Origin of the sequence: Metabacillus sp. 22489, from assembly GCF_052044855.1 — a bacterium.
Lineage (GTDB): Bacteria > Bacillota > Bacilli > Bacillales > Bacillaceae > Metabacillus > Metabacillus niabensis.
On the sequence record NZ_JBQENT010000006.1, the window covers coordinates 34,138 to 60,895 of the forward strand.

Here is a 26,758-nt window from a genome sequence, read left to right on the forward strand (position 1 = left end):
TTAATCCCCTCATGTTCGATAGCTTGCGTTAATTTTCACGTAATCATATGTTAAATCACAGCCCCATGCCTTACCGGTTTCCTCGCCTACCCCTAAATTCACTAGGATTTTCACTTGGTCTCTTTTTAAATATTCTGCTGCGACTTCCTCTGAGAAAGGCTGTGGACTATTATTCGTAAATAAACAAAGATCCTCTAAGAAAATATCAATTTTTTCAGGTTCTACAGCAGCTTCACTATAGCCAACTGCACAAATGATTCTTCCCCAGTTAGCATCCGCTCCATAAACAGCTGTTTTTACAAGACTAGAGCCAACAATTTTCTTCGCGACAACATTTGCCTCTTGTTTCGTTTTCGCTCCCGTTACCTCTACCTCAATTAGCTTTGTTGCACCTTCACCATCTTTTGCAATTTGCTTTGCCAATTCCTCACTAACTGCTTGAAATGCCGACTTAAAAGCTTCCCATTCTGGGTGGTTTTTCGTTAATGGTTCATTATCAGCTAAACCGTTAGCCATAACTACAACCATATCATTTGTAGAAGTATCACCATCAACCGTGATTTGATTATACGTCTTATCTGTTGTTTCACTTAATAGTGATTGTAACGATTCCGAATCAATTTTTGCGTCTGTTGTAACAAAAGCAAGCATCGTTGCCATGTTTGGATGAATCATCCCTGAACCCTTAGCTGCCCCACCAATCGTTACCTTTTTCCCATCAATCATAACTTCATAGCATGAAGCTTTCATAACTAAATCTGTCGTTAAAATGGCTTGTTGGAAGTCGATTGCAGCTTCCTCTGTTGCTTCAGGCTTTAATAAATCAATGCCATTTCGAATTTTATCCATTTTTAGAAACTCTCCGATGACACCAGTTGAAGCAACTGCTACATAGTGTTTTTCTATTTGGAGGATATTTGCGCTTCGCTCACGCATTTCGTAGGCATCCTTTAAGCCTTGTTCACCTGTACATGCATTCGCATTTGCGCTATTAACAACAATCGCCTGTAGCATGCCTTCCTTTGCAATACTTTCTTGAGTTACGATTAATGGTGCTGCTTGAAAATGACTTTGTGTATATACAGCTGCACAATTGGCAGGTACTTCACTAAAGATGACACCTAAATCATTTTTGGAATATCTTAAGCCAGCATGTACACCATCTGCTGAAAATCCCTTTGGTGTAATAACTGATCCATTTTCAATTTTTGTAATTGTAGAGGTTTCCTTCGTTTGTAACACTGCTTTTTCCTCCCTGGTTGTCATTATGGATATATCGGTGCTGAATAAAGCCCAGTTGTTTCTTCAAAACCGTTCATAATATTGAAGTTTTGAACTGCTTGACCGGCAGCACCCTTCATTAAATTATCAATTACAGATACGATTGTTACTCTTCCTGTTCGTTCATCAATTTTCAGTCCAATGTCGCAAAAATTAGAGCCATAAACTTCCTTTGTTGCTGGAAATTCATTTTGCTTGCGAATTCGTACGAATGGTGAATGTTGATAATAATCTTTATATAAATCTAGCAATTGTTCGGTTGTATATGAATCTGTTAAACTCGTATATATTGTCGCCATTATTCCACGTGTCATTGGAATCAAATGTGTATTGAATGAAATATATGTGATTTTTTCGTTTAAATTATGAAGCATTTGTTCAATTTCTGGGATATGCTGATGCTCATGTACTTTATAGATTTTCACATTTTCATTTACTTCAGAATAATGTGTCGCATGTGATGCATTTCTACCAGCACCAGATACACCTGTTTTAGCATCAACAATAATCGATTGTTCATTGATTAGCCCTTTTTCCACAATAGGTGCTAACCCTAAAATTGTTGCAGTCGGAAAACACCCTGGATTTGCAAGAAATTGTGCTTCTTTAATAGCCTGTTTATTTAATTCAGAAAGCCCATAAACAGCCTTTTCTAAAAGTTCTTCCTCTGCAGATGGTCGTTTATACCATTTTTCATATTCATTACGGTCTTTTAACCTTAAATCCCCTGATAAATCTATGATTTTTACATTTGATTCAGTAAATTGAGGTGATAAGCTCCTAGAAACACCAGGTGGGGTAGCAAGAAATAGTACCGTTATATTGTTTTTAATTTCTTCAACATCAATTTTCCTTAATGTATGGTCGCTTAATTCTGTTAAATGTGGAAACGATTGAATATATGGGACATCCATTTCTGAGGATGAATACAATATACACTCTTCCACAAATGGATGGTTTGATAATATACGATATAATTCAACTCCACCATATCCAGTAGCCCCGATAATTCCTACTTTCACTAAATCACCTTCTCAAGTTATCTTCGTTTTCTAAATTATTTCTCAATTATAAATATGTATAAAAATAAAATCAAGTGTATAAATAATATTTTTATTCATTTTTCAAAAAAATCGTTAAATGCTAAGGATCTCATTAGCTCCCGATACTTATATTCGAACTTATTTATATGCAATCAATTGTATAAAATGGATGATTTTTTTTAAAAGAATGGAATGAACCGAATAATATAATCGCTTAACTAATTGTTTATAAAGAATTTTAAACTAGGCACTTTATATATTATTAACCAGCTGGAAAATGGTTCTTAAACCAAACAAAAAACTGCTTCACCTTTAGGAAAATTCCATAAAAGTGAAGCAGCTGCATCCTTTTTTATCTTATACCTAATGCAATTTTAGCCATTCTTGACATTTTATCCTTTGTCCAAGGTGGATTCCAAACAATGTTTACTTCTACATCCTTTACTTCTGGGATATCGTTAAGAGCAGTCTTTACCTGGTCAACGATTGTTCCAGCTAAAGGACATCCCATTGATGTTAATGTCATCGTAACCTCTGTTAAGCCTTCATCATCCATTTTCACATCGTATACAAGCCCAAGATTAACAATATCAATACCGATCTCAGGGTCGACCACTGTCTCAAGAGCCCCGTAAATATTTTCTTTTAGTAATTCATCCATCGTGTGAATCACTCCTTTCCGATAGTTCATCTAATGTAAGTATAGTAAAGAAAAGGTAGAGAAGAAAGAAATATGTTTATAGCATATGAACCTGACTGTTTATCATACAATAAAGAAGCTTGCAATTCATCTGCTAAATTAATGTAAATATCGCTCAAACCATTCGACTAATGCTTTTACTCCTTCTTGTGAAACGACATGAGCTGCTTTTTGATCAACAATAAAGCTTAACTTTTCAGGAGATTGTTCATATAAAGGCATAATTTCCTTATAAAATTGATATGTTTGTGCAAAGGGAACTTCCAGGTCCCTTTCACCATGCCAAAATAGTAAAGGTCTATTTTTAAGCTTTTCTTTATGCATGCTCAAATCATAACGTTCAAGCATGTTCATTTGCTCAGCAAGTTCATCATCACTTAGAGGAATTTCCACTCCATTTTTCTCCAATTGCTCGAGCTGTGTTTTTAAAAAAGCTGTATAGCAAGGATTTCCCATAAGACTTACCGCTGCCTTAATCCAATCATACTGTGTTAGTGCACCGAGCGTAGTTATTCCACCCATTGATGTTCCGGCAAGTCCAATTTGCTCACGATTGATTAATCCATTAGCTTCAAAATATTGTTTAATAGTATTAATTTCTTTTATTTCATTCAGAACGATTTCCCAAAATCTAATACTCATTTGTAATGTATCAAAGTTCTTACTTCTTTCACCATGATATAAAGCTTCTGGTAAAACAACTCTTATTCCTTTTTCTGCTAAGTGATAAGCATAATGAAGGTTTTTTTCCTTTACACTCATAAAACCATGGACAAACATAACGAACGGTGTTTGTTCTCCCTTAAGAGATTGTTTTACAATATGTAATAGGGGAATATTTTCAATATATATCTTTTCAACGGTAACCAATTGACGCGCCTCCATTCTATTTTGCCACCAATTTATTGTAACATGTAGACATCAATCTTGGAAAAAAGATACACTATAATAGGAAAGCTAAAACGACTTTCCTAGCGCTAAAATTGGTGAAGTATCCTTATAGGAAACACGAGGAGCACAAGCTTTCGTTGTTACTTAGGCTTTCTACTACTTAAGTGCAATTACATTCATTATGTATAAAAGGAGAAATTATGGACAACAACCCTTATCTAATTGCTTTAGATTTAGATGGAACTTTACTGAAAGATGATAAAACAATTTCACCATTTACAAAAGATATTATAAAAAAGGCAAAAGCAGCTGGACATCATGTTTGTATTGCAACAGGAAGACCTTTTCGTTCAAGCTCCATGTATTATGATGAATTAGAGCTAACGACACCAATTGTTAATTTTAATGGTGCCTATGTTCATCATCCAAAAGACAATGATTGGGGAACCTTCCATACAACACTTGACCTCCATGTTGTTAAAGACATTCTAGAGGTTGCCGAAAAGCATCAATTACATAATATGTTAGCTGAGGTCATTGATGAAGTTTATTTTCATTATCATGACGAAAGATTATTAGATATTTTTAGTATGGGAAATCCAACGATAAAAATCGGTGATTTGCGTGAAAACCTTCATGAAGATGTGACAAGCATTTTGATTCATGCAGCTGAGGAGGAAGTAGGAAAGATCCGCGCATACTTGTCAAACGTTCATGCAGAGGTCGTTGATCACCGAAAATGGGCAGCACCTTGGCATGTGATTGAAATTATTCGCGCAGGTATTAATAAAGCCGTTGGACTAAAAAAAATAGCTCAATACTACCAAATCCCGCAAGAACGAATTATTGCATTTGGCGATGAGGATAATGACTTTGAAATGCTTGAATATGCAGGACATGGTGTGGCAATGGGGAATGCGATTCAACAATTAAAAGCAATTGCAAATAAAGAAACTGGTACGAATGAGGATGATGGTGTAGCACATTACTTAAAAGCTGTTTTGAAATTATAAAATTTCCTCCGTCATTATTATTCAGATACATATTGCCATTTATAACTCTTTAGGTTTTCGTACAAAATAATAGGGACGTTTCATTAACGTCATTTTGACAATATTTAAGGGGGGCTTTTTCAATGGGTAAACGAAACAAATCGAAACGTTTTTTCCAACAAAGCAAAGATACTGTTTCTAAACACGATGAGAGGTTCCCTTACCATACAACATTGTCTGAAGCAGAAGAACGTCGTGCTAATCAAGCAATAGGTTCTTCGCAAATAGGAGAGATATAAGATGAGCAATCCATTATATCAACAGGCGAGACAATTAGTTGCCTATGCCAATTCTGTAGCAAATGGAGAAATACAAGGTGATAAACAAGAAGCTATCGAAAAGGCTAAAAACGCTTTATCGTCTGCCTATATGAACTGTACAAATGCAGAACGTTCCCAGCTTAGGGAATTTCAGCAAACAATCGAGAGCATTGAATAATATTTTAGAGGGAATAGGGATAATACCTATTCCCTCATTTTTGCAGCTAATATTTGGATGAGAGTATAAGGACTCCTCTTCCTTAATCTTTTCTAAAGAACCCGAATATCCCGGTAGTTTGGATTATATTCGTAAAGGCATGAGGATCGACATCTTTGATAATTCGCTCTAAATCATACAATTCATAACGAGTGATGACAATAATTAACATATCCTTCGTTTCATTTGTAAATCCGCCCTTTGCTGGTATCGTTGTGATTCCTCTTACAAGCTTAGAGTGAATTGCCTTTTTTAATTCTTCCCCTTTTTTTGATACAATCATTGCTGTATGCTTTACATGTCTAGTATGGATCGCGTCAATTACTCTTGTCGTTACATATAAGGTGACTAATGTATACAATGCTTTTTCCCATCCGTATAATAATCCGGCAGTAAAAATAATGATTCCATTAAGAATAAAAAAATACGTCCCTACAGGCTTATCGTTCATTCGAGATAAAATCATCGCAATAATATCTAATCCTCCAGTCGAAGCACCATATTTCAATGTCAGTCCAACTCCAACCGCAGAGATGACACCTCCAAAAACCGCATTAAGTAAAATATCCTCTGAAAGTGATTCAAGTGGAACAATTCCTAAGAAAAAGGTTGTTGCAGCAACACTGAAAAAACTATAAATCGTAAACGATCTTCCAACCTTCATCCAGCCCAAAATTGCTACAGGAATATTTAATAATAGGAGCAATACTCCAGTTGATATCGAGAAGGGTGTATACTGCTCAAGCACACTTGAAAGAAGCTGAGAAATCCCTGTAAACCCACTCGCATATACATTAGCTGGAATGAGAAATAAATTTAATCCAATTGAATTTAACAAAGCACCGATAAGTACAACTATGACCTTCTTCACTTCAGATTTAACCATTTGGTTATACAACCTCCATCGCTAAGTACTTACTTTTATCTGTTCCCCTTTTTAAAGTAATTGAGTACAAAGATTGTAATTTAACCTGATCGTGTTAAACTGAAATAGACATTTTTCAATGGTTATTCCTTACTAATAAAGACTTTTTTCATTCAAGTATTTTATGTGAACAAAAAATAGTTCATAATGATCTAAAACAACATTCGCCTATGTAATCAAATGAAATAGTAAAACAAATAAAATGAGGTAGGTGTTTATATGAATGTACACATTATTGCAGACAGTGCATGTGATTTACCATTGCAGTTTTTTAAAGAGCATTCCGTATCCTTTCTCCCGTTAAGTGTTGATATAAAAGGAAAACAGCTACAAGATCAAAAAGAAATTGAGCCTAAAAAAATCTATGATGAAATGCGAAATGGTGTTATCGTCAAAACTTCACAGGCTTCTCCACATTTAATAAAGGAAACATTTACGGAGCTTGCCAAAAAGGGTATCCCAAGTCTATATGTTGCCTTTTCATCTGAATTATCTGGGACATATCAAACTGCGGTAATGATCCGAAATGAAGTTCTAGAAGAATATCCAGATAGTAAGCTTTCAATTATCGATACTAAATGTGCATCACTTGGACATGGGCTTGCTGTAATGCATGCAGTAAAGCTTTCAAATGAGGGGCTATCATTAGAGGAGATTGAAGAAGCAATGAAAAGCTATTGCCCTAAAATCGAGCATATTTTCACAGTTGATAATTTGGAATATTTAGCACGTGGTGGACGAATTAGTAAAGCATCAGCATTTGTCGGCGGTCTTCTTAATATTAAACCATTGCTACATGTTGAAGATGGAAAATTAATTCCACTTGAAAAACTTCGTGGTCGTAAAAAGGTTTTCCGAAGAATAATCGACCTAATGAAGGAACGTGGAGTAAACTTACAAAATCAAACAATTGCTATAAGCCATGGAGATGATTTTGACGCTGCAACTGAAATGAAGGCAATGATCGAAGAAGCATTTTCTCCCAAAGAGGTTTACATTAATTATGTAGGTGCCGTTGTTGGAGCACATGCTGGACCTGGTACTTTGGCTATCTTCTTCCTAAATGACGAAGCTTAACTCCTTACATATGATAAACAATAACGGGCATCATAACTCTATATCATACTGAAAGGAGCATTATCATGCCACACACTAGTGATAATGATAAAAAAGCAAAAGATAACAATGCACTGCATCACGAAAAAAATATGATGCGTGAGAAAAACCGAAAAATGGGAAAGAATCAATATTCTAAAAAAACTGATCATCTATAATACAATAGTTGTTTAAGCCAAAGGCAATGTTAAATTGATTTCTTAGCACTTTGTTTATAGGCGTGTAAGGAGTGGGGACTCCTGCCAAAAGGGAGACCTGACATGCGCGCTAACGCAAAAGGATGCTCCTAGACTGCCCATAGAATGCGAGCACCTATAGTGAAATAAACAACTAAGTTATCAGAGCAAATCTAAAAAGGACATTGAACTAAAATACGTTCAATGTCCTTCCTATTATTTCAAGCGGAACTTTGCTAATGTTTGATTTAAATAATCTGTAAATTCTCTTAGCTTTACAACCTTATCAACAATTTTTTCAAATGAGGCTAATTGTTCAGTCGTTGATGCTGATATTTCTTCATTACCAGCTACTGTCTCTTCTACTACAGAGCTAATATTTTCAACACTCTCGAGAACTTGTTCTCCCATTTTTTTTGAATGTTGAATACCTTTTAATAGTTCTGTTAAACCTTTCATCATTTCTTCAACCTTCGTGCCTATATTATCAAAAGCTGAAGTAGTAGTTGTCATAGATTGTTGTTGTTCCTCTACTATCGTTACTCCATTATTAACGGATTGCTCAATATCAGCAATACCATTTTTAATCATATTCACCATATCAAAAATATGTTTCGTTGACTTAGATGATTCCTCTGCTAATTTACGCACCTCATCTGCAACAACCGCAAAGCCTTTACCAGCTTCACCAGCACGTGCTGCTTCTATTGCTGCATTAAGAGCTAAAAGATTCGTTTGTTCTGCAATTGCAGCTACTGATTTTGCCATGTTTTCTATTTCAGAAGTATGATCAGTAAACTTTTTCGTTGCGATCACAATTGATTCACTGATTTTACTATTTTCATCCATAAGCTTATTTTGCCGTTCAATTGCCCTTTGACCTGACTGGATTGCACTTACTGCCTCATTTCCAAAAGAATAAGACTTTTCCGAAAGAATAACATTTTCTTCAAACCCTTTATCCATCTGTTCAATTAAGGTGACTGCTTCCTGCATATCATTTGAAATTGATTGCGAGCCAATCGACATTTCCGTTATAGATACAGCAACTTGATTGCTTATTTCTGTAAGTCCTTTGTTTTCAGCCTCTAATTCAATAGCCGTTTCTTCGACATTTTTACTTAAATTCTCAACAGTATATAACAAGCCTTTTAATTGTTTGACCATTTCAGTAAATGAACCATTTAAATCTGCTAGCTCATCCTTCCCATTGTAAATAACTGTGTCGACGACTAGGTTACCAGATGCAACTTGATCAGCATTTTGTGCGATTTTGTTTAGTGGTTTCGTAATTCGATTCGTCATTTTAGTTGATAATAATATCGTAAATATGATCAACACTAAACAGCTTATTGCAGAGGAAATAATAACGAATGAAATTTGATTTTTTAAGTTTTCTTGTAAAGTCGTATATTGCTCGTTTGCGTATTCATTGATCAAATGCAAATCATTCAAGATACCATTCATCCGAATTGATTGGCGATTTGCTTCACGAACATCTTTTCTTTCAAATGATAAATTCGTTTCCTCTTTCCATTGTGAATACTTCGTTTGAAGCTTCTTTAATGTCTTTTCACTTTTTGCCCCATTAATGTGAGGCTCTATTTCTTCAATCAATTTTTCACTATTGGAAATAGCTGTAATAATTTCTTGTTTTTGCGCATCAGTCGGTGTGACCGAGTAATTATTTAAGCCTGCCTTTACTGTATTTAGCTCTCCTTGGAGTTTTTGAATATTTAATAATGTTGGTACCTGTTCCTCATTAGAAGCTTGGATTGATACCATATTAAATATAATAAAACCAACGATTAAGATCGCTACGATTAAAATTGTAGATGATTGAATCAGTAACTTTTTCTTAATTGTCATATAACCAATCCTTCCTTCTATTGTTGATTTGCTAGCTGCTCTTTATAATTTTCAATTAACTTGGTTTGCTCCTTGCTATAATTCACTACTCTTAAAGGTGCTAAATCTACGCCATTTTCCTTTAAACCTAGCTCTATATGTCCCTTTGAAATCTTTCCTTGCTTAACGAGCTGTTCAGCTAGTTGATACATCGCAACATCGATATTTTTTAACATTGATGTCACAACAGCCTCTTCAGCATAAAAATACTGGTCAGTATCGACACCGATCCCATATACCTTACTCCTCTGTGCTTCCTTTAACATCCCAACTCCTGTTAAGCCTGCTACCCCATAAATGACATCTACATTGTTATCAATCATTTTTTTTGCTATTTCAGCACCGAGCTGCTCATTTCCAAAATCATTTGCATATTCACTAACAACTGTTATGTGATTATTTACTGCTCTTATCCCTTCAATAAACCCAGATTCGAATTTATTTATAAGCGGTGTATCCTCACCACCAATAAACCCGATTTTATTTGTTTTTGTTGTTAACGCTGCAACAATACCAACTAAGTAGCTTCCTTGATCCTCTTTGAAGGTAACTGAAGTCACATTTTCTAGCTCTGAAATTGCATCTACAATTACGAATTGCTGTTCTGGAAATTGCTTCGCTACCTTTTCAAGGTCTTGCTGAATATTAAATCCAAGCCCAATGACAATATCATTTCCCTCATTCACTAATTGTTTAAGCCCCTCTTCATATGTTCCTGTATCGTTTAGCTCCCGATAATCAAAAAGAACTCCTAACTCATCTCTCGCTTTAACAAGCCCGTTAAATGCGGTATCACTAAAAGATTGGTCACCTAAACCTACATCAGACAGCATGATTCCTATCTTTATTCTGTCATCTACTTTTGTTTTAGGCTTCTGCTGGGAACAGCCTGTAACAGATAAAATTAAACATAATAAAAGGAGAATGATTCTTTTTCTGTTCATTATTAAACCTCTTTTCTAAAGTCTTTTTTCTAAAAGATTGTTGTTTTTGCACCATTTATACAAAGGTTGATTGGATTTACTTACGAGATCCCTACAAAATGCGAGGGATAGGTTAATGTTAAACAAGTGTTCCACTTAAGGAGGCACACATCCCCCCCTGGAAAACGAGTACTGCCCGAGGAAATCAACCAAAAACGACAACTAAATAAAAAGCAACAAAGATTACGAAAACTGCCTTTCTAAAAAACTCACTCTATATGTATCGACAATCTGTTTCATCTTTTTCAATTATGTAACCGTTCTTTTATAAAAAAATTAAAAATTTATTATTTCAACAAAATAAAAGGAGGATCTCAAAGATCCTCCTTTATCATTTCATTAGAAATTTATTCCTTTTTAAAATACGTCCATCCATTCTCTTGATAAACTCTACCTTGCTTCATTAAATGCCCTAACGCTCGCTTGAAGGCAGCCTTACTCAAGTTAAATCGTTCCTTAATATCTTCGGGGTCACTTTTATCAGTAAACGGCATTGCTCCACCGCGTTGGTCCATATAAGCATAAATTTTCTCTGCATCGACACCCATTGCATCCTGTTTACGAGGAAGTAATGAAACATTTACTGTTCCATCCTCCTTTACATCAATAACACGACCTGTAACCTTCTCCCCTAATCTTGGTTCAATCGTTCTTTGAGAGGAATGGATAAACCCTTTATATCCTTCCTCAGTAAGAATAAAGGATCCAGCTACAATCATCCGATAAACAACTCCGGTAATTTCCTTATTAAATAAGGAGCGGTCAGCTTGCTTTAATTCAGGCCCTACGATTTCTTCAGTTGCTAAACGTGCAAAAAAACGGCCATTTTTAGATACCTTTAACGTACAATATAACTTATCTCCCTTTTCAGGCCAAACCTCTCTTAAATATGGCAAATGATCCTTTGCTACAAGAGCATCTTTACTCAATCCGATATCAACAAATGCCCCCATATCATCAATAACATCTACAACCTCTACCCATGCATACGTATCTTCTGTTATATACGGCTTTTTCATCGTTGCATAAAGCCTGTCCTGGGCATCTACTCCGAAAAAGACTTCAATTTCATCTCCGACTTCTATTTCACCTATCACCTCATTATTGTGAAGCAATACACGGTCTTTCCCATCTGTTAAAAAGTATCCAAAATCAACCTTCTCATCTACTGTAACAACTTCTTGCTTTCCAGGTAACATCAATCTAAATCTATCCCTTCATAATCAAAGTACGATTTTTGCTATCGTCACTTACCACTTAATATGTACGAATCAAACATAAATAGTTGTGATAGTTGTTTTATTTTACTATAATCTAACCATATTATATACGGAATGGAGGATATTTATGGCGAAAGAGAGTTCATTTGATATTGTATCAAAAATCGAATTACCAGAAGTATCAAATGCCATTAATATTGCAATGAAGGAAATTTCAACACGCTATGATTTTAAAGGTAGCAAAAGTACAATCTCATTAGAAAATGACGAGCTCGTTTTAGTCTCTGATGACGAATATAAGCTAGAGCAGCTAAAGGATGTATTGATTTCTAAACTCATTAAACGAAATGTCCCAATCAAAAATATTTCCTACAAAAAAATCGAGAATGCATCAGGTGGTACCGTTCGTCAAAGAGCTGAACTAGTATCTGGCATCGATAAGGAAAATGCAAAGAAAATAAATACACTAATTAAAAATAGTGGTTTAAAAGTTAAATCACAAATTCAGGATGACCAAATTCGTGTCACCGGAAAAAGCAGAGATGACCTTCAACAAATAATTGCTGCAATAAAACAAGCAGACCTACCGATCGAAGTTCAATTTATTAATTATCGATAAAATATCAGCCTTAACTAAAATAAGCCACTCATGAAATAGAAAGAGCTCTAATCTTTATTTCACGAGTGGCTTATTACTTTGAAGGGCTTAGACTGAAAAAAGCATAGAATAACGATTGTTACTGTTCATACCTTATGCTTAGCAAACATTATACTCAATTAACTTAACACTATTTCTCGTTTTTTCATTCAACCATGAAGAGGCTTTTCCGACTGTTTACTGCTATGGATTGGAGCAAAGGGAAAATCAAGAGTTTTTAGCTAGGCAGTGATTTTATTTAACAGTTCACTTTATTTAAAAATAACTATTGCTATTTTTCAAAATATTAGATAAATTAGTTGTAACACTTTTTAATCATTTAAAGGAAAATAAAAACTAAATTTCATATCTTATCAAGAGAAGCTGAGGGACTGGCCCTATGAAGCTTCAGCAACCGGTCAATCTCGGAAAGATTGATAAGTTGATTGATTGTAGATTTATAAATAGACTCATTATTTATCAGTATGTGAAAGATAATGAAAAAAGTAGCGAAAACGAGCGTTATTCGACACTTTTTTCATTATTTTTCAAAAGGAATAAAACAGTAAGCCTGAGTTTTATTCAACGCTCATACTGAAAGTAATAAGATGCTATTTTCCTAATTAATCAATCTACTCTTATCACTCCATCCGAATGCCAAGGTGCTAATTCCAGCTAAGCATTTAAAATGCTTGAAAGATAAGGAGAAGCTTTGTACTATCTAGCCTTCTGCTTATGAAGGCTTTTTTTATTTTATATAGGCTTTTCTCAGATTTTGATATGAAAAGGAAATGGGGGCTTTAGTTATGAGCTTTTTAGAAGATTTAAAGAGTAAAATTTTAATTGGAGACGGTGCTATGGGGACAATGCTTTATGCACATGGCGTTGACCGTTGCTTCGAGGAATTAAACCTATCAAAGCCTAGTGATGTATTGCGCGTACACGAAGCATACATTCAAGCAGGGGCAAATCTTATCCAAACGAACACTTATGGGGCAAATGATATTAAGCTCTCAAGGTATGGCCTAGAGGATGATATTAGACAAATTAATAAACAGGCCGTTGAAATTGCAAAGCAGGCTGTTAAAGCAGCAATTGCTCCAACATATGTGTTTGGAACGATTGGCGGAATTCGCTCCTTCAAGAAAAGTGCGCAATCTCTAGATGATTTAAAACGCAACTTCCGAGAGCAGCTTTATGTGTTATTAAATGAAAATGTCGATGGGATCCTCCTTGAAACTTATTATGATTTAGAAGAAATGACTACCGTTCTTAAAATTGCCCGTAAAGAAACAAATAAGCCAATTATCGCAAATGTCTCATTGCATGAAGCTGGCGTACTACAGGATGGAACACCATTGCAACAGGCATTTACAACACTTGAGGAGCTTGGAGCAAATGTCATTGGCTTAAACTGCCGTTTAGGTCCATATCATATGATTCAATCATTAGAAGAAGTACCAATACCTAAGCATGCTGCTCTTTCTGTATTTCCAAACAGCAGTTTACCTGCTCTAAATGAGGGTCGATTAGTTTATGAGTCTGATGAAGGTTATTTTAAGGAAAGTGCGTTAAAATTCCGTGAGCAAGGTGCAAGATTAATCGGTGGTTGCTGTGGAACAACACCGCGACATATTCAAGCAATGGCTGAAGCAGTTGCTGGTCTTGAGCCAATAACAAGTAAAAAAGTAAGAGCACCGAAGGAAATCCAAGATAGCATCACTGTAACAAGCGCTAATTCATTACCACCATTACAAGAAATTGTAACAGATAGACGCTCTGTAATCGTGGAATTAGATCCTCCGAAAAAGCTCGGAATGAGTAAATTTTTAGAAGGTGCAAAGGCATTACATAATGCTGGTATTGATGCTCTTACATTAGCTGACAACTCTCTTGCTTCACCACGGGTAAGCAATTTGGCAGCAGGGATCCTTGCTAGAGAGAAAACCGGTACACGAGCATTAATTCATATAACTTGTCGTGACCGAAACCTTATTGGCTTACAATCACACTTAATGGGCTTGCACTCTCTAGGGCTATCAGATGTTCTCGCGATAACTGGTGATCCTTCAAAGATTGGTGATTTCCCAGGTGCTACATCCGTTTATGATGTATCTTCCTTTGATTTAATTAGCTTAATTAAACAATTTAATGCAGGTGTATCATATTCAGGTAAGCCTCTTGGAGAAAAAACAAACTTCTCTGTTGCAGCTGCTTTTAATCCAAATGTCCGCCATTTAGACAAAGCAGTCGTACGATTAGAGAAAAAAATCGCTTGTGGTGCAGATTATTTTATTTCACAGCCGCTCTATTCTACCGAGCAGATCGTCGAAGTATATAAAGCAACCCGTAACTTAAAAGCACCAATTTATATTGGAATTATGCCGTTAACTTCAAGTCGAAACGCTGAATTTATTCATAACGAAATCCCTGGCATTAAATTATCTGATTCAATTAGAGAAAAAATGGCTGCTGCGGGAACAGATAAAGACAAGGCACGTCTAGAGGGCTTAGCAATTGCCAAGGAACTAATCGATGCCGCTTTTGATTTATTTAATGGAATTTACTTAATTACTCCATTTTTACAATATGACCTTACTGTGGAGCTAACAAATTACATCCATGAAAAGGAAAAACAACTAGCAGAAAGGAAGATTACACATGTATAGCATCCAAGACGAACTAACAAAACGAATTTTAGTCCTTGATGGAGCAATGGGGACAATGATTCAGGCTGCAAACCTTACTGCTGATGATTTTGGCGGCGAAGACTATGAGGGGTGTAATGAATACTTAACCTTAACTGCTCCAAAAACAATTGAAAAAATTCATGAAGGATATTTGCTAGCTGGTTCAGACATTATTTCAACAAACACATTTGGAGCAACAAGCCTTGTACTCGATGAATATGAGTTAGGCTCATTAGCCCTTGAATTAAATATTGAATCAGCCAAATTAGCAAAAAATGCAGCCCTTAAGTTTTCAACACCTGAAAAACCTCGCTTCGTAGCCGGAGCAATGGGACCTACAACGAAAACATTATCTGTTACTGGCGGGACAACGTTTGATACGCTTATAGAAAACTATGAAGAACAAGCTAGAGGACTTATTCTCGGTGGCGCTGATTTACTTCTATTAGAAACAAGCCAGGATATGCTTAATGTAAAAGCTGGTTTCATCGGGATTAAAAAAGCATTTGAAAATACAGGTAAAGAGCTTCCATTAATGATTTCCGGTACGATCGAGCCGATGGGAACTACGTTAGCGGGGCAAGATATTGAAGCATTTTATATCTCTTTAGAGCATATGAAGCCAATTTCAGTTGGCTTAAACTGTGCAACAGGTCCGGAATTTATGACGGATCATATAAGAACATTAGCTAGTATAGCGAACACTGCCATTAGCTGTTACCCAAATGCTGGCCTACCTGATGAAGAAGGAAATTATCACGAATCACCTGAGTCCCTTGCGAAGAAATTAGTTGCCTTTGCTGAACAAGGCTGGCTCAATCTAGTAGGTGGCTGCTGTGGAACAACACCTGAACATATTAAAGCAATCTCAGAGGCTGTAGCATCCTTAAAGCCGCGAAGCTTCGAATCGGTTTCAACCGGACATACAGTATCAGGAATTGATGCCTTGCAGTATGATGAAGGAATGCGTCCGCTATTCGTCGGTGAACGGACAAATGTTATCGGCTCTAGAAAGTTTAAACGGTTAATTGCTGAAGCGAAGTTTGAAGAAGCAGCGGAAATCGCCAGAGCACAAGTGAAAAATGGTGCCCATGTTATTGATATTTGTCTTGCGGATCCTGATCGAGATGAATTAGAGGATATGGAAGCATTTATCAAGGAAGTTGTTAAAAAAGTAAAGGCACCTCTTGTTATTGATTCAACCGATGAAAAAGTAATTGAACGTGCCCTGAAATATTCACAAGGTAAGGCAATTATTAACTCTGTTAACCTTGAGGATGGTGAAGAACGTTTTGATGCCATTGTTCCGCTTGTAAAAAAATATGGCGGCGCCCTTGTTGTTGGTACAATTGATGAGATTGGTATGGCTTTAACCGCCGAAAAAAAATTAGAGGTTGCAAAACGTTCACATGACATACTCGTTCATAAGCATGGACTTAAAGCGAGTGATTTAATTTTTGACCCCCTTGTATTTCCTGTGGGAACGGGTGATGAGCAATATATCGGTTCTGCAAATGAAACAGTCCGGGGAATTCAACTTATTAAAGAACATTTACCTGAATGTTTAACAATTCTCGGCGTTAGTAATGTATCCTTCGGCCTCCCACCTGTTGGTCGAGAAGTATTAAACGCTGTTTATTTATATCATTGCACACAAGCAGGGTTAGATTATGCAATTGTTAACACTGAGAAATTAGAACGGTTTGCCTCAATCCCTAAAGAAGAGATCAAGTTAGCAGAGGATTTATTATTTAAAACGACTGATGAAACATTAGCTGCTTTTACCGCATTCTATCGCGGCAAGAAAAAGGAAGATAAAAAACCTGTTACAACCCTACCATTAGAAGAAAGACTAGCTAGATATATTGTTGAAGGAACTAAGGAAGGCTTAATTCCCGACTTAGAGCTTGCACTAAAGAAATACCCAGATCCACTGTCAATTATTAACGGGCCATTAATGGCTGGAATGGCTGAGGTCGGTGTTTTATTTAATGATAATCAGTTAATCGTTGCTGAAGTTCTTCAAAGTGCTGAAGTTATGAAAGCTTCCGTCTCCTTTTTAGAGCAATTCATGGATAAAAAAGAAGATAGTGGCAAAGGAAAAATTTTATTAGCTACCGTTAAAGGTGATGTACACGATATCGGGAAAAACCTTGTCGACATTATTTTAAGTAATAACGGTTATCAGGTTGTTGACCTCGGAATAAAGGTTACACCGCAAACATTAATTCAAGCAGTTAAGGATGAAAAGCCTGACCTTATTGGGTTATCAGGATTATTAGTAAAATCTGCACAGCAAATGGTCATTACAGCACAGGACTTACACAACGCGAATTGTAATTTACCGATATTAGTAGGCGGAGCAGCCCTATCAAGAAAATTCACAAGAATGAAAATTGCTCCCCAGTACAAAGGCCCTGTCGTTTACGCAAAGGATGCAATGGACGGTTTATCACTTGCAAACCAATTACGGACAACACCTGAATTATTCACTGTCAATGAAGCAGCGGTTACAGAAGAAACGAAGATTAAAAATACACAAACAAGTGCTGTTACGGAATTATTAGAAAAGCGAAGCACAATTAGTGAAGCACCAATTTTTCAACCTGTTGATACAAAGCGTCATCTCATAAAGGATATTGATTTAACACAAATCATCCCTTATGTGAATATGCAAATGTTAATTGGCCACCATCTTGGCTTAAAAGGGAAAATTAAAGAATTAATTAAGAAAAAAGACCCTAAAACAATGGAATTGGTTGAACTCATTCAAGACTTACTGAAGGAAGGGGCAAAAAATAAATGGTTTAAGCCTGCATGTGCTTATCAATTTTTCCCAGCTTATAGTGATGAAAATAAGCTATGTATCTTAGATCCAAATAATAAAGACGTCGTTTTACAAACATTTGATTTCCCTCGTCAAGATAAAATGCCATACAGATGCATTTCAGACTATGTTCGTTCGAAATCTAGCAATGAGTTAGATTATGTCGCAATGTTTGCTGTTACGGCAGGAAGTCAAATTCGTGAGCTAGCTAAAGGCTTTAAAGAGCAAGGAGATTACTTAAAAAGTCATGCAATACAAGCTTTAGCTTTAGAGCTTGCGGAAGGTCTGGCAGAACGAACTCATCAGCTAATCCGTGATCGTTGGGGCTTCCCTGATGCACCTGATTTTACAATGGATCAGCGATTTGCAGCGAAATACCAAGGGCAACGATATTCATTCGGATATCCAGCATGTCCGGATTTAGAAGATCAGGAAAAGCTATTTAATCTTTTAAGACCTGAGGATATCGGGATTCAATTAACAGAAGGCTTTATGATGGAGCCTGAAGCATCTGTAACTGCTTTAGTTGTATCACACCCTGATGCGAAATATTTTAATGTAATGTAAAATGAACAAAGGGTCAGTCCCCACAGGCTGACCCTTTCTTAATAAATATCTCTTTTTTTAATGACTCACCACCTCCCCCGCGGAAAGCGAGTACTACACGAGGAAATCAGCCAAATACACAACTAAGCAAAAAACAACAACAAAGTTTACGACAACAGCCAATGTAATAAACAAAACGATTAAAATTGACTAAATCCTGTAACATACTTTTTTTCATTTTATACCATACTACTTTATAGTACGTTTTACAGGAGGTTATGTCATTGTCAAACAATCAAAATCAACAAAAGCAAACATTACCACCACAACAACAAGATCGTCAACCAGGTCTTGAGCATTTAATGAACCCCGCTCCTAAATTTCATTCTACGTCTTATAAAGGAAGTGGGAAATTAACAGATAAGGTAGCGATTATTACCGGTGGTGACAGTGGAATCGGACGGGCTGTTGCTGTTCATTATGCAATTGAAGGGGCAAATGTAGTTATTTCATATTTAAATGAACATGAAGATGCTGAAAAAACAAAACAATATGTCGAAGAGCAAGGGCAAAAATGTTTATTAATTCCAGGTGATATTGGAGATGAAGAAATCTGTAAGCAAATTGTTGATAAAACGATTGGTGAGTTCGGTCAAATCGATATTGTCGTGAATAACGCCGCAGAGCAACACCCTCAGAAGGGGATTGAAGATATTACAAGCGAGCAGCTCGAACGAACATTTCGCACCAATATTTTTTCCTTCTTTTATTTAACGAAGGCTGCCCTTCCACATTTAAAAAACGGCAGTACCATAATAAATACTTCTTCAATAACAGCATATGCAGGAAATAAACAACTTCTTGATTATTCTGCAACTAAGGGAGCCATTACAACCTTTACACGCTCGTTAGCATTATCATTAGCTGATAAAGGAATCCGTGTTAACGGGGTAGCACCTGGTCCAATATGGACACCATTAATTCCGTCTACCTTTACGGCTGATCAAGTTTCTACATTTGGATCCGACACTCCGATGAAACGACCAGGTCAACCTGAAGAGCTAGCACCAGCTTACGTATACTTAGCTAGTGAGGACTCCTCTTACATGTCTGGTCAAATCCTCCATGTAAATGGCGGAAAGGTAATTAACGGTTAAAATATAAAACTAGACCAAATCACTTTGTCGAGTTGGTCTAGTTCTTCTTCTTTATTCTTCATTCCTTTTCCCTCTTTTATATGCAACTATTAAAAATGCAACAAACAAAAGTGGAACAATAAGAAAAACACTGATAAATGGGAGATTTAAGCCAGTTTTCTCCTTTATTTCATAAATTTCTGCTGTTTCACGATCTAGAATAAATGGATAATGGCGATTTTCTTCATGGAAAATATCTCCTATAATTAGTCCGCGTAACTCCTTTTCATTACCGATCTCTTCTGCAGGTATCGAGACATTTTGGGATTGTGACGTATTATTCATCGCAACTATAACAGATTCCCCTTTGTACGTTCGCTTAAAAATAATCATCCCTGCTTTTTCATATAAAACTGTGTAATCACCCTTTGTTAATGAAGGTAAGCTTTTTCTAGCCTTTGCTAACTTTGCGATATAGTCGATTAATTCCTCGTCAGATTGAAAATTCATCAATGGTTTATTTTCAGGAGGTTTTCCACCGTTCAAAGCAATTTCAGTACCATAATATACAATAGGTGTACCAGGTGTTGAGTACATATAAGATAACGCCATTTTTAGTCTTACTCCTGGATGCTGTGCATTTTCAGTTGCTTTCAAAGTAAACCGTGCTGTATTTGTCATATCTAGATAATTACTAAATGCAGTTGACGAGTTTTGAACAACCTCTGATATTGAAGTAAACGGTAAATCTACATCAGTAAACGTTTCAGACGATGTTTTAAAAAAAAGCTCATTTAAGATTGAATCAAAGCCCAACTCTTTATATGTAGATAAATGATCATTATGTAAAATTGACCCGACTAGATATAAGTTCTCGTTTTCCTTTTTCACAGTTTGAATAAACAATTTCCAAAAATCTGGTTCAAGTGTATCAACTTTGTCAATATAGTAACCATCTATTTCACTTTCAGAAACCCACCAACTTACTACATCGATAAGATCATCCTTTAAATTTTGAACATGATATGCATTAAAACTCATTAGCACCTTCATTTCTCGCTCATGTGCTTCTTTTGTTAATTGCTGCATATCCTTCAAGCTACCAAAATGCTCATCTACTTCTTTGAAATTCTCAACCTGTTCACCTGTTAGATCTTTTGCATTGAACACAGGAGATAAAATAATCGTTGAAAATCCCATTTCTTGAAGATAATCAAGCTTATTTGTTATCCCCTTTAAATCACCGCCATGGTATCCAAGTGGGTCATTCAAATTGAAATCAGAACCATCATTTGTTACATCTCCATTGTTAAAACGGTCAATCTCAAGATAGTAAACCAATTCTTCATGCCATTTATTTTCTTCTTTTTTAACAGCGCTTACAGGTAAGGCGTAAAAAAGAAGAAACGGGATAAGTAAAAACAAGATCCTTTGTTTATACATCACCGCTCCTCCTACTCATTTCGCACTTCTATAGATAGCATCGAGTGCTTGAATTTTTCTTTACGCCTATAAGATTATCCTTTTGTACCACCTGCCGTCAATCCAGAAACAAAATACTTTTGGAAGCATAGGAATAAAATTGCAATTGGAATCGCAATTAATACCGATCCTGCAGCAAACTCAGTGAATTTCGCACCAAATTGATCAGAAATTAATTTATATAATCCAACTGCAAGTGTAAATTTCTTTTCTGACCGTAAAAGAATATTAGCAATGATGAAATCTGCAAAAGGTGCTATAAATGCAAAAAGTGCAACAACAGCAACAATCGGTTTAGCTAATGGCATAACGATCTGGAAAAATACACGCAAATGTCCTGCCCCATCCATTCGCGCTGATTCATCTAACTCCTTAGGAATCGTATCTAAATACCCTTTCATTAAATAGGTATTCATCGGAATTTGTCCACCGACATAAACAAGTATTAGTCCAAGATGACTATCTAATAATCCCGTTAATAAGGCAAGAACAAATATTGCGATCAAAGCAGCAAAATTCGGGACCATTTGTAAAATTAAGAAGGTCATTAAGCCATTTTTTCTACCGATAAAGCGATATCTAGAAAACGAATATGCTGTTAAGCTAACTAAAATGACTGTGATAAGCATTGTTAAAACACTAACTTTCAACGAGTTCCAATACCAATAGAGATAATCGCTATTTTCCATATTAAATAATTCTTTATAATGGGCTAATGTTGCGTTTTTTGGAATAATTGAAGATCCTGATAAACTATCGCCAGGATTAAAGGACGAACCGATGATCCAAATGATAGGGTAAAGAATGACCATAAACATAATGGCTACAACAAAATACGATAATGTTAGTCGAATGTACTTACAAGTTTTTATATTCATATCACATCATATCCTCTTCTTGGAATGATTTTGTTCTTCTAAACTGCCAAATCGCTACCGAAATGACGAGTACGGAAAGCAACATAGTGATAGCAGCTGCTTTTGAATATTGGGCTGATGTCATTGTTAAATTATAAATCCACGATATTAAAATATCGGTTCCTCCAGCATTTTGTTCTGGAATAGCAGGACCTCCACCGTTAAATAAGAAGATGACATTAAAGTTATTAAAGTTAAATGTATATTGTGTAATCATAATTGGAGCTGTCGCAAACAAGACGAGCGGTAGCGTGATCTTCTTAAATTTTTGGATGACAGTTGCACCATCTACAGTTGCAGCCTCATATAATTCATCTGGAATCGATTGCAATACACCTGTAGTCATCGCAAATATGAACGGAAAACCTAGCCAGCTTTGAATAATGATAAGGGCGATTCTTGTCCACATCGGTTCAGTCATCCATGGGATATTATCAATCCCAAAGAAGGCTAAAATATCCGTATTAATCGTGCCAAATGATTCATTAAACATTCCCGCAAAAACTAAAATAGACACAAATGCTGGGACTGCCCAAGGTAAAATAAATACTGTTCGAATAATCGCCTTTCCTTTTAAATCCTTTTGATTCACTAAGACTGCTAAAAAGATCCCTAATGCAACTTGAAGTGTTGTAGCTCCAAATGTCCAAACAATTGTCCAAGCTAACACTGAGAAAAATGTATTTCTCCAAATATCAATATTCACGATATCTGCAAAATTTTGAAACCATACCCAATCTACTAGTTTTGCTGGTGGAGAATGATACAAATCATAATTTGTAAACGCTAATAAAAAAACAAAGATGATTGGCAATATAACGACAAATGTTAAAAGTAAAAATCCTGGGGAAATCATTAAATAAGGGAAGCCATTATCAATTAAGTTTTTATATTGCTCCTTTACAGTGCTGATCGGTTGATTAAGGTCACGCTTTTTACCATTTTTGTATGCATCCCTTAAATTAAATAGGTAAAATCCAATTCCAAATGCTAAAACAATTAACGCGATAATTCCATAGACTAGCAGAAATATAGAGTGATCTCTTGGAGTTTCAGTACCAAGCGTCAATAAGCCCCATATTCCTATATCGAGCAAATCCCAAAACACATATAAAAAGGAAGTAGCTAAGATGAGAAATAGGATTCCTTTCATTCTTTGCCGATTATACAATTGTCCTAATCCAGGGATAATCGATAACAGCAAGGCTGTTTTGCGATGTTTAGAGCTAGCTTTTATGCCTTCCACCATTTTTAAAATCCCCTTTCACAAATGAATATAGAAATCTTCATAAAGCAAATGACATAAAAGGATGAAGAGGATGACTAGTAGCATCAACCCTCTCCAAATTTCGTTATCCTTTTATTTATGTCTCAAAGTAAGGCTTATTGATGGTTTGTTTCAATATTTTGCTTAATGGTTTTTACTGCACTATCTAAAGCAGCTTTCGGCTCAGCTTTCCCTGTCACAATTGTTTGGAGGCTATCAGCCATTGGCTCCCAAACTTCAGCCATTTCAGGAATATTTGGTGTTGGTACTGCATATTGAGATTGCTCAGCTACTGCTGCAGCTACCTCATTATCTTTAATAATAGGATCCTCGATTAATTCCTTAACTGGTGGAACCTCATTTGTTAATTCAAAGCGTTTTTTTGCATTTTCCGCATTTGTAATATGTTCAATAAATTTTGTTGCCCATTCTACGTTTTTCGAAAATGCCGATACATGCCAGCCTTTTACACCCATAAATGTTTTAACATGTTCACCATTTGATAAGGTAGGGAGTGCAGAAGCACCTACATCGATTCCAGCATCTTTCATTCCTTGTACAGCCCAAGGTCCATTCATCACAGCAGCTACTTTTCCTTCATTAAATAATCCGTCCATTGTAGAACCGCCGTTTTCACCAATAATTCCTTTCGGGAATAGTCCTTCTGTATACCATTTTTGAATTTCTTCAGCTCCAGTAACGGCCCCTTCATTATTTAAGCCAACATCTTTCGGATCTAGGGCACCACTATTATCTTTAAACACATAACCGCCGAATCCGCCAATTAGCCCATGAGCAAAGTAATAGTTATCACCTAAGAATAAGAAACCAAAGTTACCATCCTTTGTAAAATCCTTTGCAAATGTATACATTTCTTCCATCGTCTTTGGCGCTTCACTTAAATGTGCCTTATTGTATAGGAAGATTGGTGTTTCCGTTGCCTTTGGTAATCCATATAACACCCCATCATACATTTGAGCTGCAATAGAGGTTTCTGTAAAAGTATCCACTACTTTTTGATCAACATTAATATTTGTAATAAGTCCTTCTGTTACAACCTGACCAATTTGATCATGTGGCAATGTTACAATATCTGGCCCTGTCCCCGCTGGACCATCTAAGCGAAGCTGGTCACGTATTTCATCTGCCATACCAAGCTCTTTATACTCAATTTCAATCCCATATTCTTTTTCAAACGATTCAATTGCAGGCTCTAATGCAACTCCTCTGTCTGTATCCTCCCAGACAACAAGCTTTTCCGGCTTTTCTGGCATTGTTCCTTCAGATGTTGTTTCTTTTTCATTATTATTGTTTGAATCAGTTCCTCCAGATTGTGTTGATGAATCTGGTCCACACGCTGCTAATACACCTAATAAAAGTAATCCCATCATAAATAAAGATAAAACCTTTTTCATTTTGACCCTCCTATTGGTTTATGCAATCGTTTGCATTATTTTTCAAAGAAAGCTACTCTCATATATTTGAAAAGATAGTTTAATAGCATCTATCAATCTTCAAATATAATTCACTGAAAGCGATTTCACTTTCTATATTCCCTATTGTAAATACATAACAATGACAATTCAAGTGTTTTTTTAGATTAAAATGATTGACATCAAGATATATATTCAATAGGATCAACATATATTCATTTACTGCCTTATAAAGCAAGCGATTGCACATATTTCGACAATTCAAGGAGTGAAGATTATGTTTTTAGAAGCGATTTATCATAGACCACAGGATCAATATGCTTATTCATATGATGAGAACACAATACATATCCAATTACGAACGAAAAAGCAAGATATTGAAACTGTCGAAATTATTTATGGAGATCCGTATGATTGGAATCATTCAACATGGAATGCAGTAACAAATAAAATGAATATAGCTTATTCTGACCAATTTTTTGATTATTGGTTTATCGCCATTCATCCACCATTTAAACGCCTCCGTTACGGTTTTTTACTATCTAATGAATCGAAAAGCTGTGTATATACTGAAAAGGGCTTTTTCGAACAACCACCTTTAGATGATACAGCATATTATTTTTGTTTTCCTTTTATCAATTCAATCGATGTTTACAAGCCACCAAAATGGGTGGAAAATACAATTTGGTATCAAATTTTTCCAGAAAGATTTGCAAATGGTGACCCAACGTTAAATCCCAAAGGAACAGTCGAATGGGAACAACAGGAGCCTACCCCAACGATTTACTATGGCGGTGACTTTAAAGGCGTTATCGACCATATTGACTATCTTGTCAACCTAGGCATTACTGGGATATACTTCACTCCAATCTTTAAAGCTTTTTCTAATCACAAATATGACACGATAGACTACATGGAAATAGATCCGCAATTTGGAACGAAGGAAACATTTAAGCAATTAGTCGAGGAATGCCATAAGCAGGGTATTAAAGTCATGCTAGACGCAGTCTTTAACCATAGCGGTTACTATTTCGCTCCATTCCAGGATGTATTAAAGAACGGCGAAAAATCGATTTATAAAAATTGGTTTCATATTCATGATTTTCCAATCCAAACAAAACCGATTCCAAATTATGATTCATTTGCTTTTGAGGCAAGCATGCCCAAACTTAATACAGAAAATCCAGAAGTGAAGGAATACTTATTAAATGTTGGTCGCTACTGGATAAAGGAATTTAACATCGATGGCTGGAGGCTAGATGTTGCAAACGAAGTAGACCATCATTTTTGGCGGGAATTCAGGAAGGAAATGAAAAAAATAAAGCCTGATATTTATATACTCGGAGAAATATGGCATGATGCAATGCCTTGGCTTAGAGGAGATCAATTTGATTCTGTTATGAATTATCCTTATACAGATAATGCACTTCGCTTTTTTGCCAAAAATGAAATAGGAGCTATTGAATTTATTGAAACATTGCAAAAATATTTACACATGTATCCGCGCAACATTAATCATATATTATTTAATTTACTAGGCAGTCACGATACCCCAAGAATAATGAATATTGCCAATTTCAATAAAGAAAAGGTAAAGCTTCTATTTGCCTTCCTTTTAAGCACACCCGGTACACCGTGTATTTACTATGGTGATGAAATTGGGATGACTGGTGAACAGGACCCAGGTTGCAGAAAATGTATGGTTTGGGATGAAGATAGGCAGGATTTAGAAATGCTAGAATTCACAAAAAAACTAATCCAGCTTCGCAAACAATACCCGCTCCTTGGAAATGACGGGGAATTCATTTTATTTGATGCAAATAATACTTCTAATCATGTTTCTTATATAAAAAGAAACGAACAAGAGCAGCTTTTAGTTGTATTCAACAATAATGATACAATGCAAGACATTCCAATTCCTTTGAATTTAAAAGACAAAACAATCATCGATCTCTGTAACGAAAAGGAATTTGCTGCACATACAAACAAAATTTCTGTACAACTTGCTCCATATAGCTTTACATTTTTACTTTGTAAAGCTTAATGAACCA

Annotated in this window: 22 protein-coding genes and 1 riboswitch; of the genes, 10 read left to right on the top strand and 12 right to left on the bottom strand. The window is 35.8% G+C overall.

The features are described from left to right. Positions 1–9 precede the first annotated feature (9 nt). From argJ to ACTJJ9_RS05235, 4 genes are all read right to left on the bottom strand, one after another. Positions 10–1,242: a bifunctional ornithine acetyltransferase/N-acetylglutamate synthase gene (gene argJ, locus ACTJJ9_RS05220; protein ID WP_304951818.1), complete on the bottom strand. Its 1,233-nt coding sequence runs from the start codon at positions 1,240–1,242 to the stop codon at positions 10–12. A 23-nt stretch (positions 1,243–1,265) separates the two neighbouring features. Continuing rightward, positions 1,266–2,303 carry an N-acetyl-gamma-glutamyl-phosphate reductase gene (gene argC, locus ACTJJ9_RS05225; RefSeq protein ID WP_145581417.1) on the bottom strand — a complete coding sequence of 346 codons (1,038 nt, stop codon included), beginning with the start codon at positions 2,301–2,303 and terminating at the stop codon, positions 1,266–1,268. A 373-nt stretch (positions 2,304–2,676) separates the two neighbouring features. Further along, complete coding sequence (locus ACTJJ9_RS05230) at positions 2,677–2,985, bottom strand: metal-sulfur cluster assembly factor (RefSeq protein ID WP_095300814.1); 309 nt, start codon at positions 2,983–2,985, stop codon at positions 2,677–2,679. A gap of 138 nt (positions 2,986–3,123) precedes the next feature. Continuing rightward, positions 3,124–3,894, bottom strand: a complete 771-nt coding sequence (locus ACTJJ9_RS05235) for a prolyl oligopeptidase family serine peptidase (protein WP_145581418.1) — start codon at positions 3,892–3,894, stop codon at positions 3,124–3,126. Between the two features lie 221 nt (positions 3,895–4,115). Between ACTJJ9_RS05235 and ACTJJ9_RS05240 the strand changes: the two genes are divergently transcribed. From ACTJJ9_RS05240 to ACTJJ9_RS05250, 3 genes are all read left to right on the top strand, one after another. Beyond that, positions 4,116–4,928 carry a Cof-type HAD-IIB family hydrolase gene (locus ACTJJ9_RS05240; RefSeq protein ID WP_145581419.1) on the top strand — a complete coding sequence of 271 codons (813 nt, stop codon included), beginning with the start codon at positions 4,116–4,118 and terminating at the stop codon, positions 4,926–4,928. A gap of 122 nt (positions 4,929–5,050) precedes the next feature. After that, a complete protein-coding gene (locus ACTJJ9_RS05245) occupies positions 5,051–5,206 on the top strand; it encodes a hypothetical protein (protein WP_170944365.1) in 156 nt (51 codons plus the stop codon). Between the two features lies 1 nt (position 5,207). Then, complete coding sequence (locus ACTJJ9_RS05250; RefSeq protein ID WP_145581420.1) at positions 5,208–5,405, top strand: DUF3813 domain-containing protein; 198 nt, start codon at positions 5,208–5,210, stop codon at positions 5,403–5,405. An 82-nt stretch (positions 5,406–5,487) separates the two neighbouring features. Here the strand turns inward: ACTJJ9_RS05250 and ACTJJ9_RS05255 are convergent, their stop codons facing one another. Next, entirely contained in the window at positions 5,488–6,330 is an 843-nt protein-coding gene (locus tag ACTJJ9_RS05255) for a YitT family protein (RefSeq protein ID WP_095300818.1), read from the bottom strand. Positions 6,331–6,588: 258 nt separating this feature from the next. On the opposite strand from ACTJJ9_RS05255, the gene ACTJJ9_RS05260 reads away from it, so the two are divergent. Beyond that, positions 6,589–7,446, top strand: a complete 858-nt coding sequence (locus ACTJJ9_RS05260; RefSeq protein ID WP_145581421.1) for a DegV family protein — start codon at positions 6,589–6,591, stop codon at positions 7,444–7,446. Between the two features lie 65 nt (positions 7,447–7,511). Next, positions 7,512–7,643: a DUF3941 domain-containing protein gene (locus ACTJJ9_RS05265; protein WP_095300820.1), complete on the top strand. Its 132-nt coding sequence runs from the start codon at positions 7,512–7,514 to the stop codon at positions 7,641–7,643. Between the two features lie 234 nt (positions 7,644–7,877). On the opposite strand, the gene ACTJJ9_RS05270 is transcribed toward ACTJJ9_RS05265, so the two are convergent. The 3 genes from ACTJJ9_RS05270 to ACTJJ9_RS05280 all read right to left on the bottom strand — a co-directional run bounded on the left by ACTJJ9_RS05270 (position 7,878) and on the right by ACTJJ9_RS05280 (position 11,751). Further along, positions 7,878–9,530: a methyl-accepting chemotaxis protein gene (locus tag ACTJJ9_RS05270; protein WP_145581422.1), complete on the bottom strand. Its 1,653-nt coding sequence runs from the start codon at positions 9,528–9,530 to the stop codon at positions 7,878–7,880. A 17-nt stretch (positions 9,531–9,547) separates the two neighbouring features. Continuing rightward, the gene (locus ACTJJ9_RS05275) at positions 9,548–10,513 is read right to left on the bottom strand and encodes a BMP family lipoprotein (protein WP_174881205.1); all 966 of its coding nucleotides are present in this window, start codon (positions 10,511–10,513) and stop codon (positions 9,548–9,550) included. A 386-nt stretch (positions 10,514–10,899) separates the two neighbouring features. Continuing rightward, positions 10,900–11,751: a CvfB family protein gene (locus tag ACTJJ9_RS05280; protein ID WP_145581462.1), complete on the bottom strand. Its 852-nt coding sequence runs from the start codon at positions 11,749–11,751 to the stop codon at positions 10,900–10,902. 148 nt (positions 11,752–11,899) lie between these two features. Between ACTJJ9_RS05280 and ACTJJ9_RS05285 the strand changes: the two genes are divergently transcribed. From ACTJJ9_RS05285 to ACTJJ9_RS05300, 4 genes are all read left to right on the top strand, one after another. After that, positions 11,900–12,391 (top strand): YajQ family cyclic di-GMP-binding protein, encoded by a 492-nt coding sequence (locus tag ACTJJ9_RS05285; protein WP_095300823.1) that lies wholly within the window; start codon positions 11,900–11,902, stop codon positions 12,389–12,391. 386 nt (positions 12,392–12,777) lie between these two features. Then, a riboswitch (SAM riboswitch) is annotated at positions 12,778–12,853 on the top strand. Positions 12,854–13,215: 362 nt separating this feature from the next. After that, entirely contained in the window at positions 13,216–15,078 is a 1,863-nt protein-coding gene (locus ACTJJ9_RS05290) for a bifunctional homocysteine S-methyltransferase/methylenetetrahydrofolate reductase (protein ID WP_145581423.1), read from the top strand. Then, complete coding sequence (metH, locus tag ACTJJ9_RS05295; protein ID WP_145581424.1) at positions 15,071–18,493, top strand: methionine synthase; 3,423 nt, start codon at positions 15,071–15,073, stop codon at positions 18,491–18,493. Before ACTJJ9_RS05290 ends, metH begins: the two co-directional genes overlap by 8 nt. Positions 18,494–18,750: 257 nt before the next feature. Next, the gene (locus ACTJJ9_RS05300; protein ID WP_145581425.1) at positions 18,751–19,629 is read left to right on the top strand and encodes an SDR family oxidoreductase; all 879 of its coding nucleotides are present in this window, start codon (positions 18,751–18,753) and stop codon (positions 19,627–19,629) included. Between the two features lie 51 nt (positions 19,630–19,680). On the opposite strand, the gene ACTJJ9_RS05305 is transcribed toward ACTJJ9_RS05300, so the two are convergent. The 4 genes from ACTJJ9_RS05305 to ACTJJ9_RS05320 form a co-directional block, all read right to left on the bottom strand. Further along, positions 19,681–21,051, bottom strand: coding sequence for an alpha-amylase family glycosyl hydrolase (locus ACTJJ9_RS05305; protein ID WP_145581426.1), 1,371 nt, complete (start codon positions 21,049–21,051; stop codon positions 19,681–19,683). A gap of 74 nt (positions 21,052–21,125) precedes the next feature. After that, entirely contained in the window at positions 21,126–21,968 is an 843-nt protein-coding gene (locus tag ACTJJ9_RS05310; protein ID WP_145581427.1) for a sugar ABC transporter permease, read from the bottom strand. 1 nt (position 21,969) lies between these two features. Next, positions 21,970–23,256 carry a carbohydrate ABC transporter permease gene (locus tag ACTJJ9_RS05315; RefSeq protein ID WP_145581428.1) on the bottom strand — a complete coding sequence of 429 codons (1,287 nt, stop codon included), beginning with the start codon at positions 23,254–23,256 and terminating at the stop codon, positions 21,970–21,972. Positions 23,257–23,390: 134 nt separating this feature from the next. Further along, positions 23,391–24,689, bottom strand: a complete 1,299-nt coding sequence (locus tag ACTJJ9_RS05320; RefSeq protein WP_145581429.1) for an extracellular solute-binding protein — start codon at positions 24,687–24,689, stop codon at positions 23,391–23,393. A 295-nt stretch (positions 24,690–24,984) separates the two neighbouring features. On the opposite strand from ACTJJ9_RS05320, the gene ACTJJ9_RS05325 reads away from it, so the two are divergent. Further along, on the top strand, positions 24,985–26,751 hold the full coding sequence (locus tag ACTJJ9_RS05325; protein ID WP_145581430.1) for an alpha-glycosidase: 1,767 nt from the start codon (positions 24,985–24,987) through the stop codon (positions 26,749–26,751). The last annotated feature ends 7 nt before the right edge of the window (positions 26,752–26,758 follow it).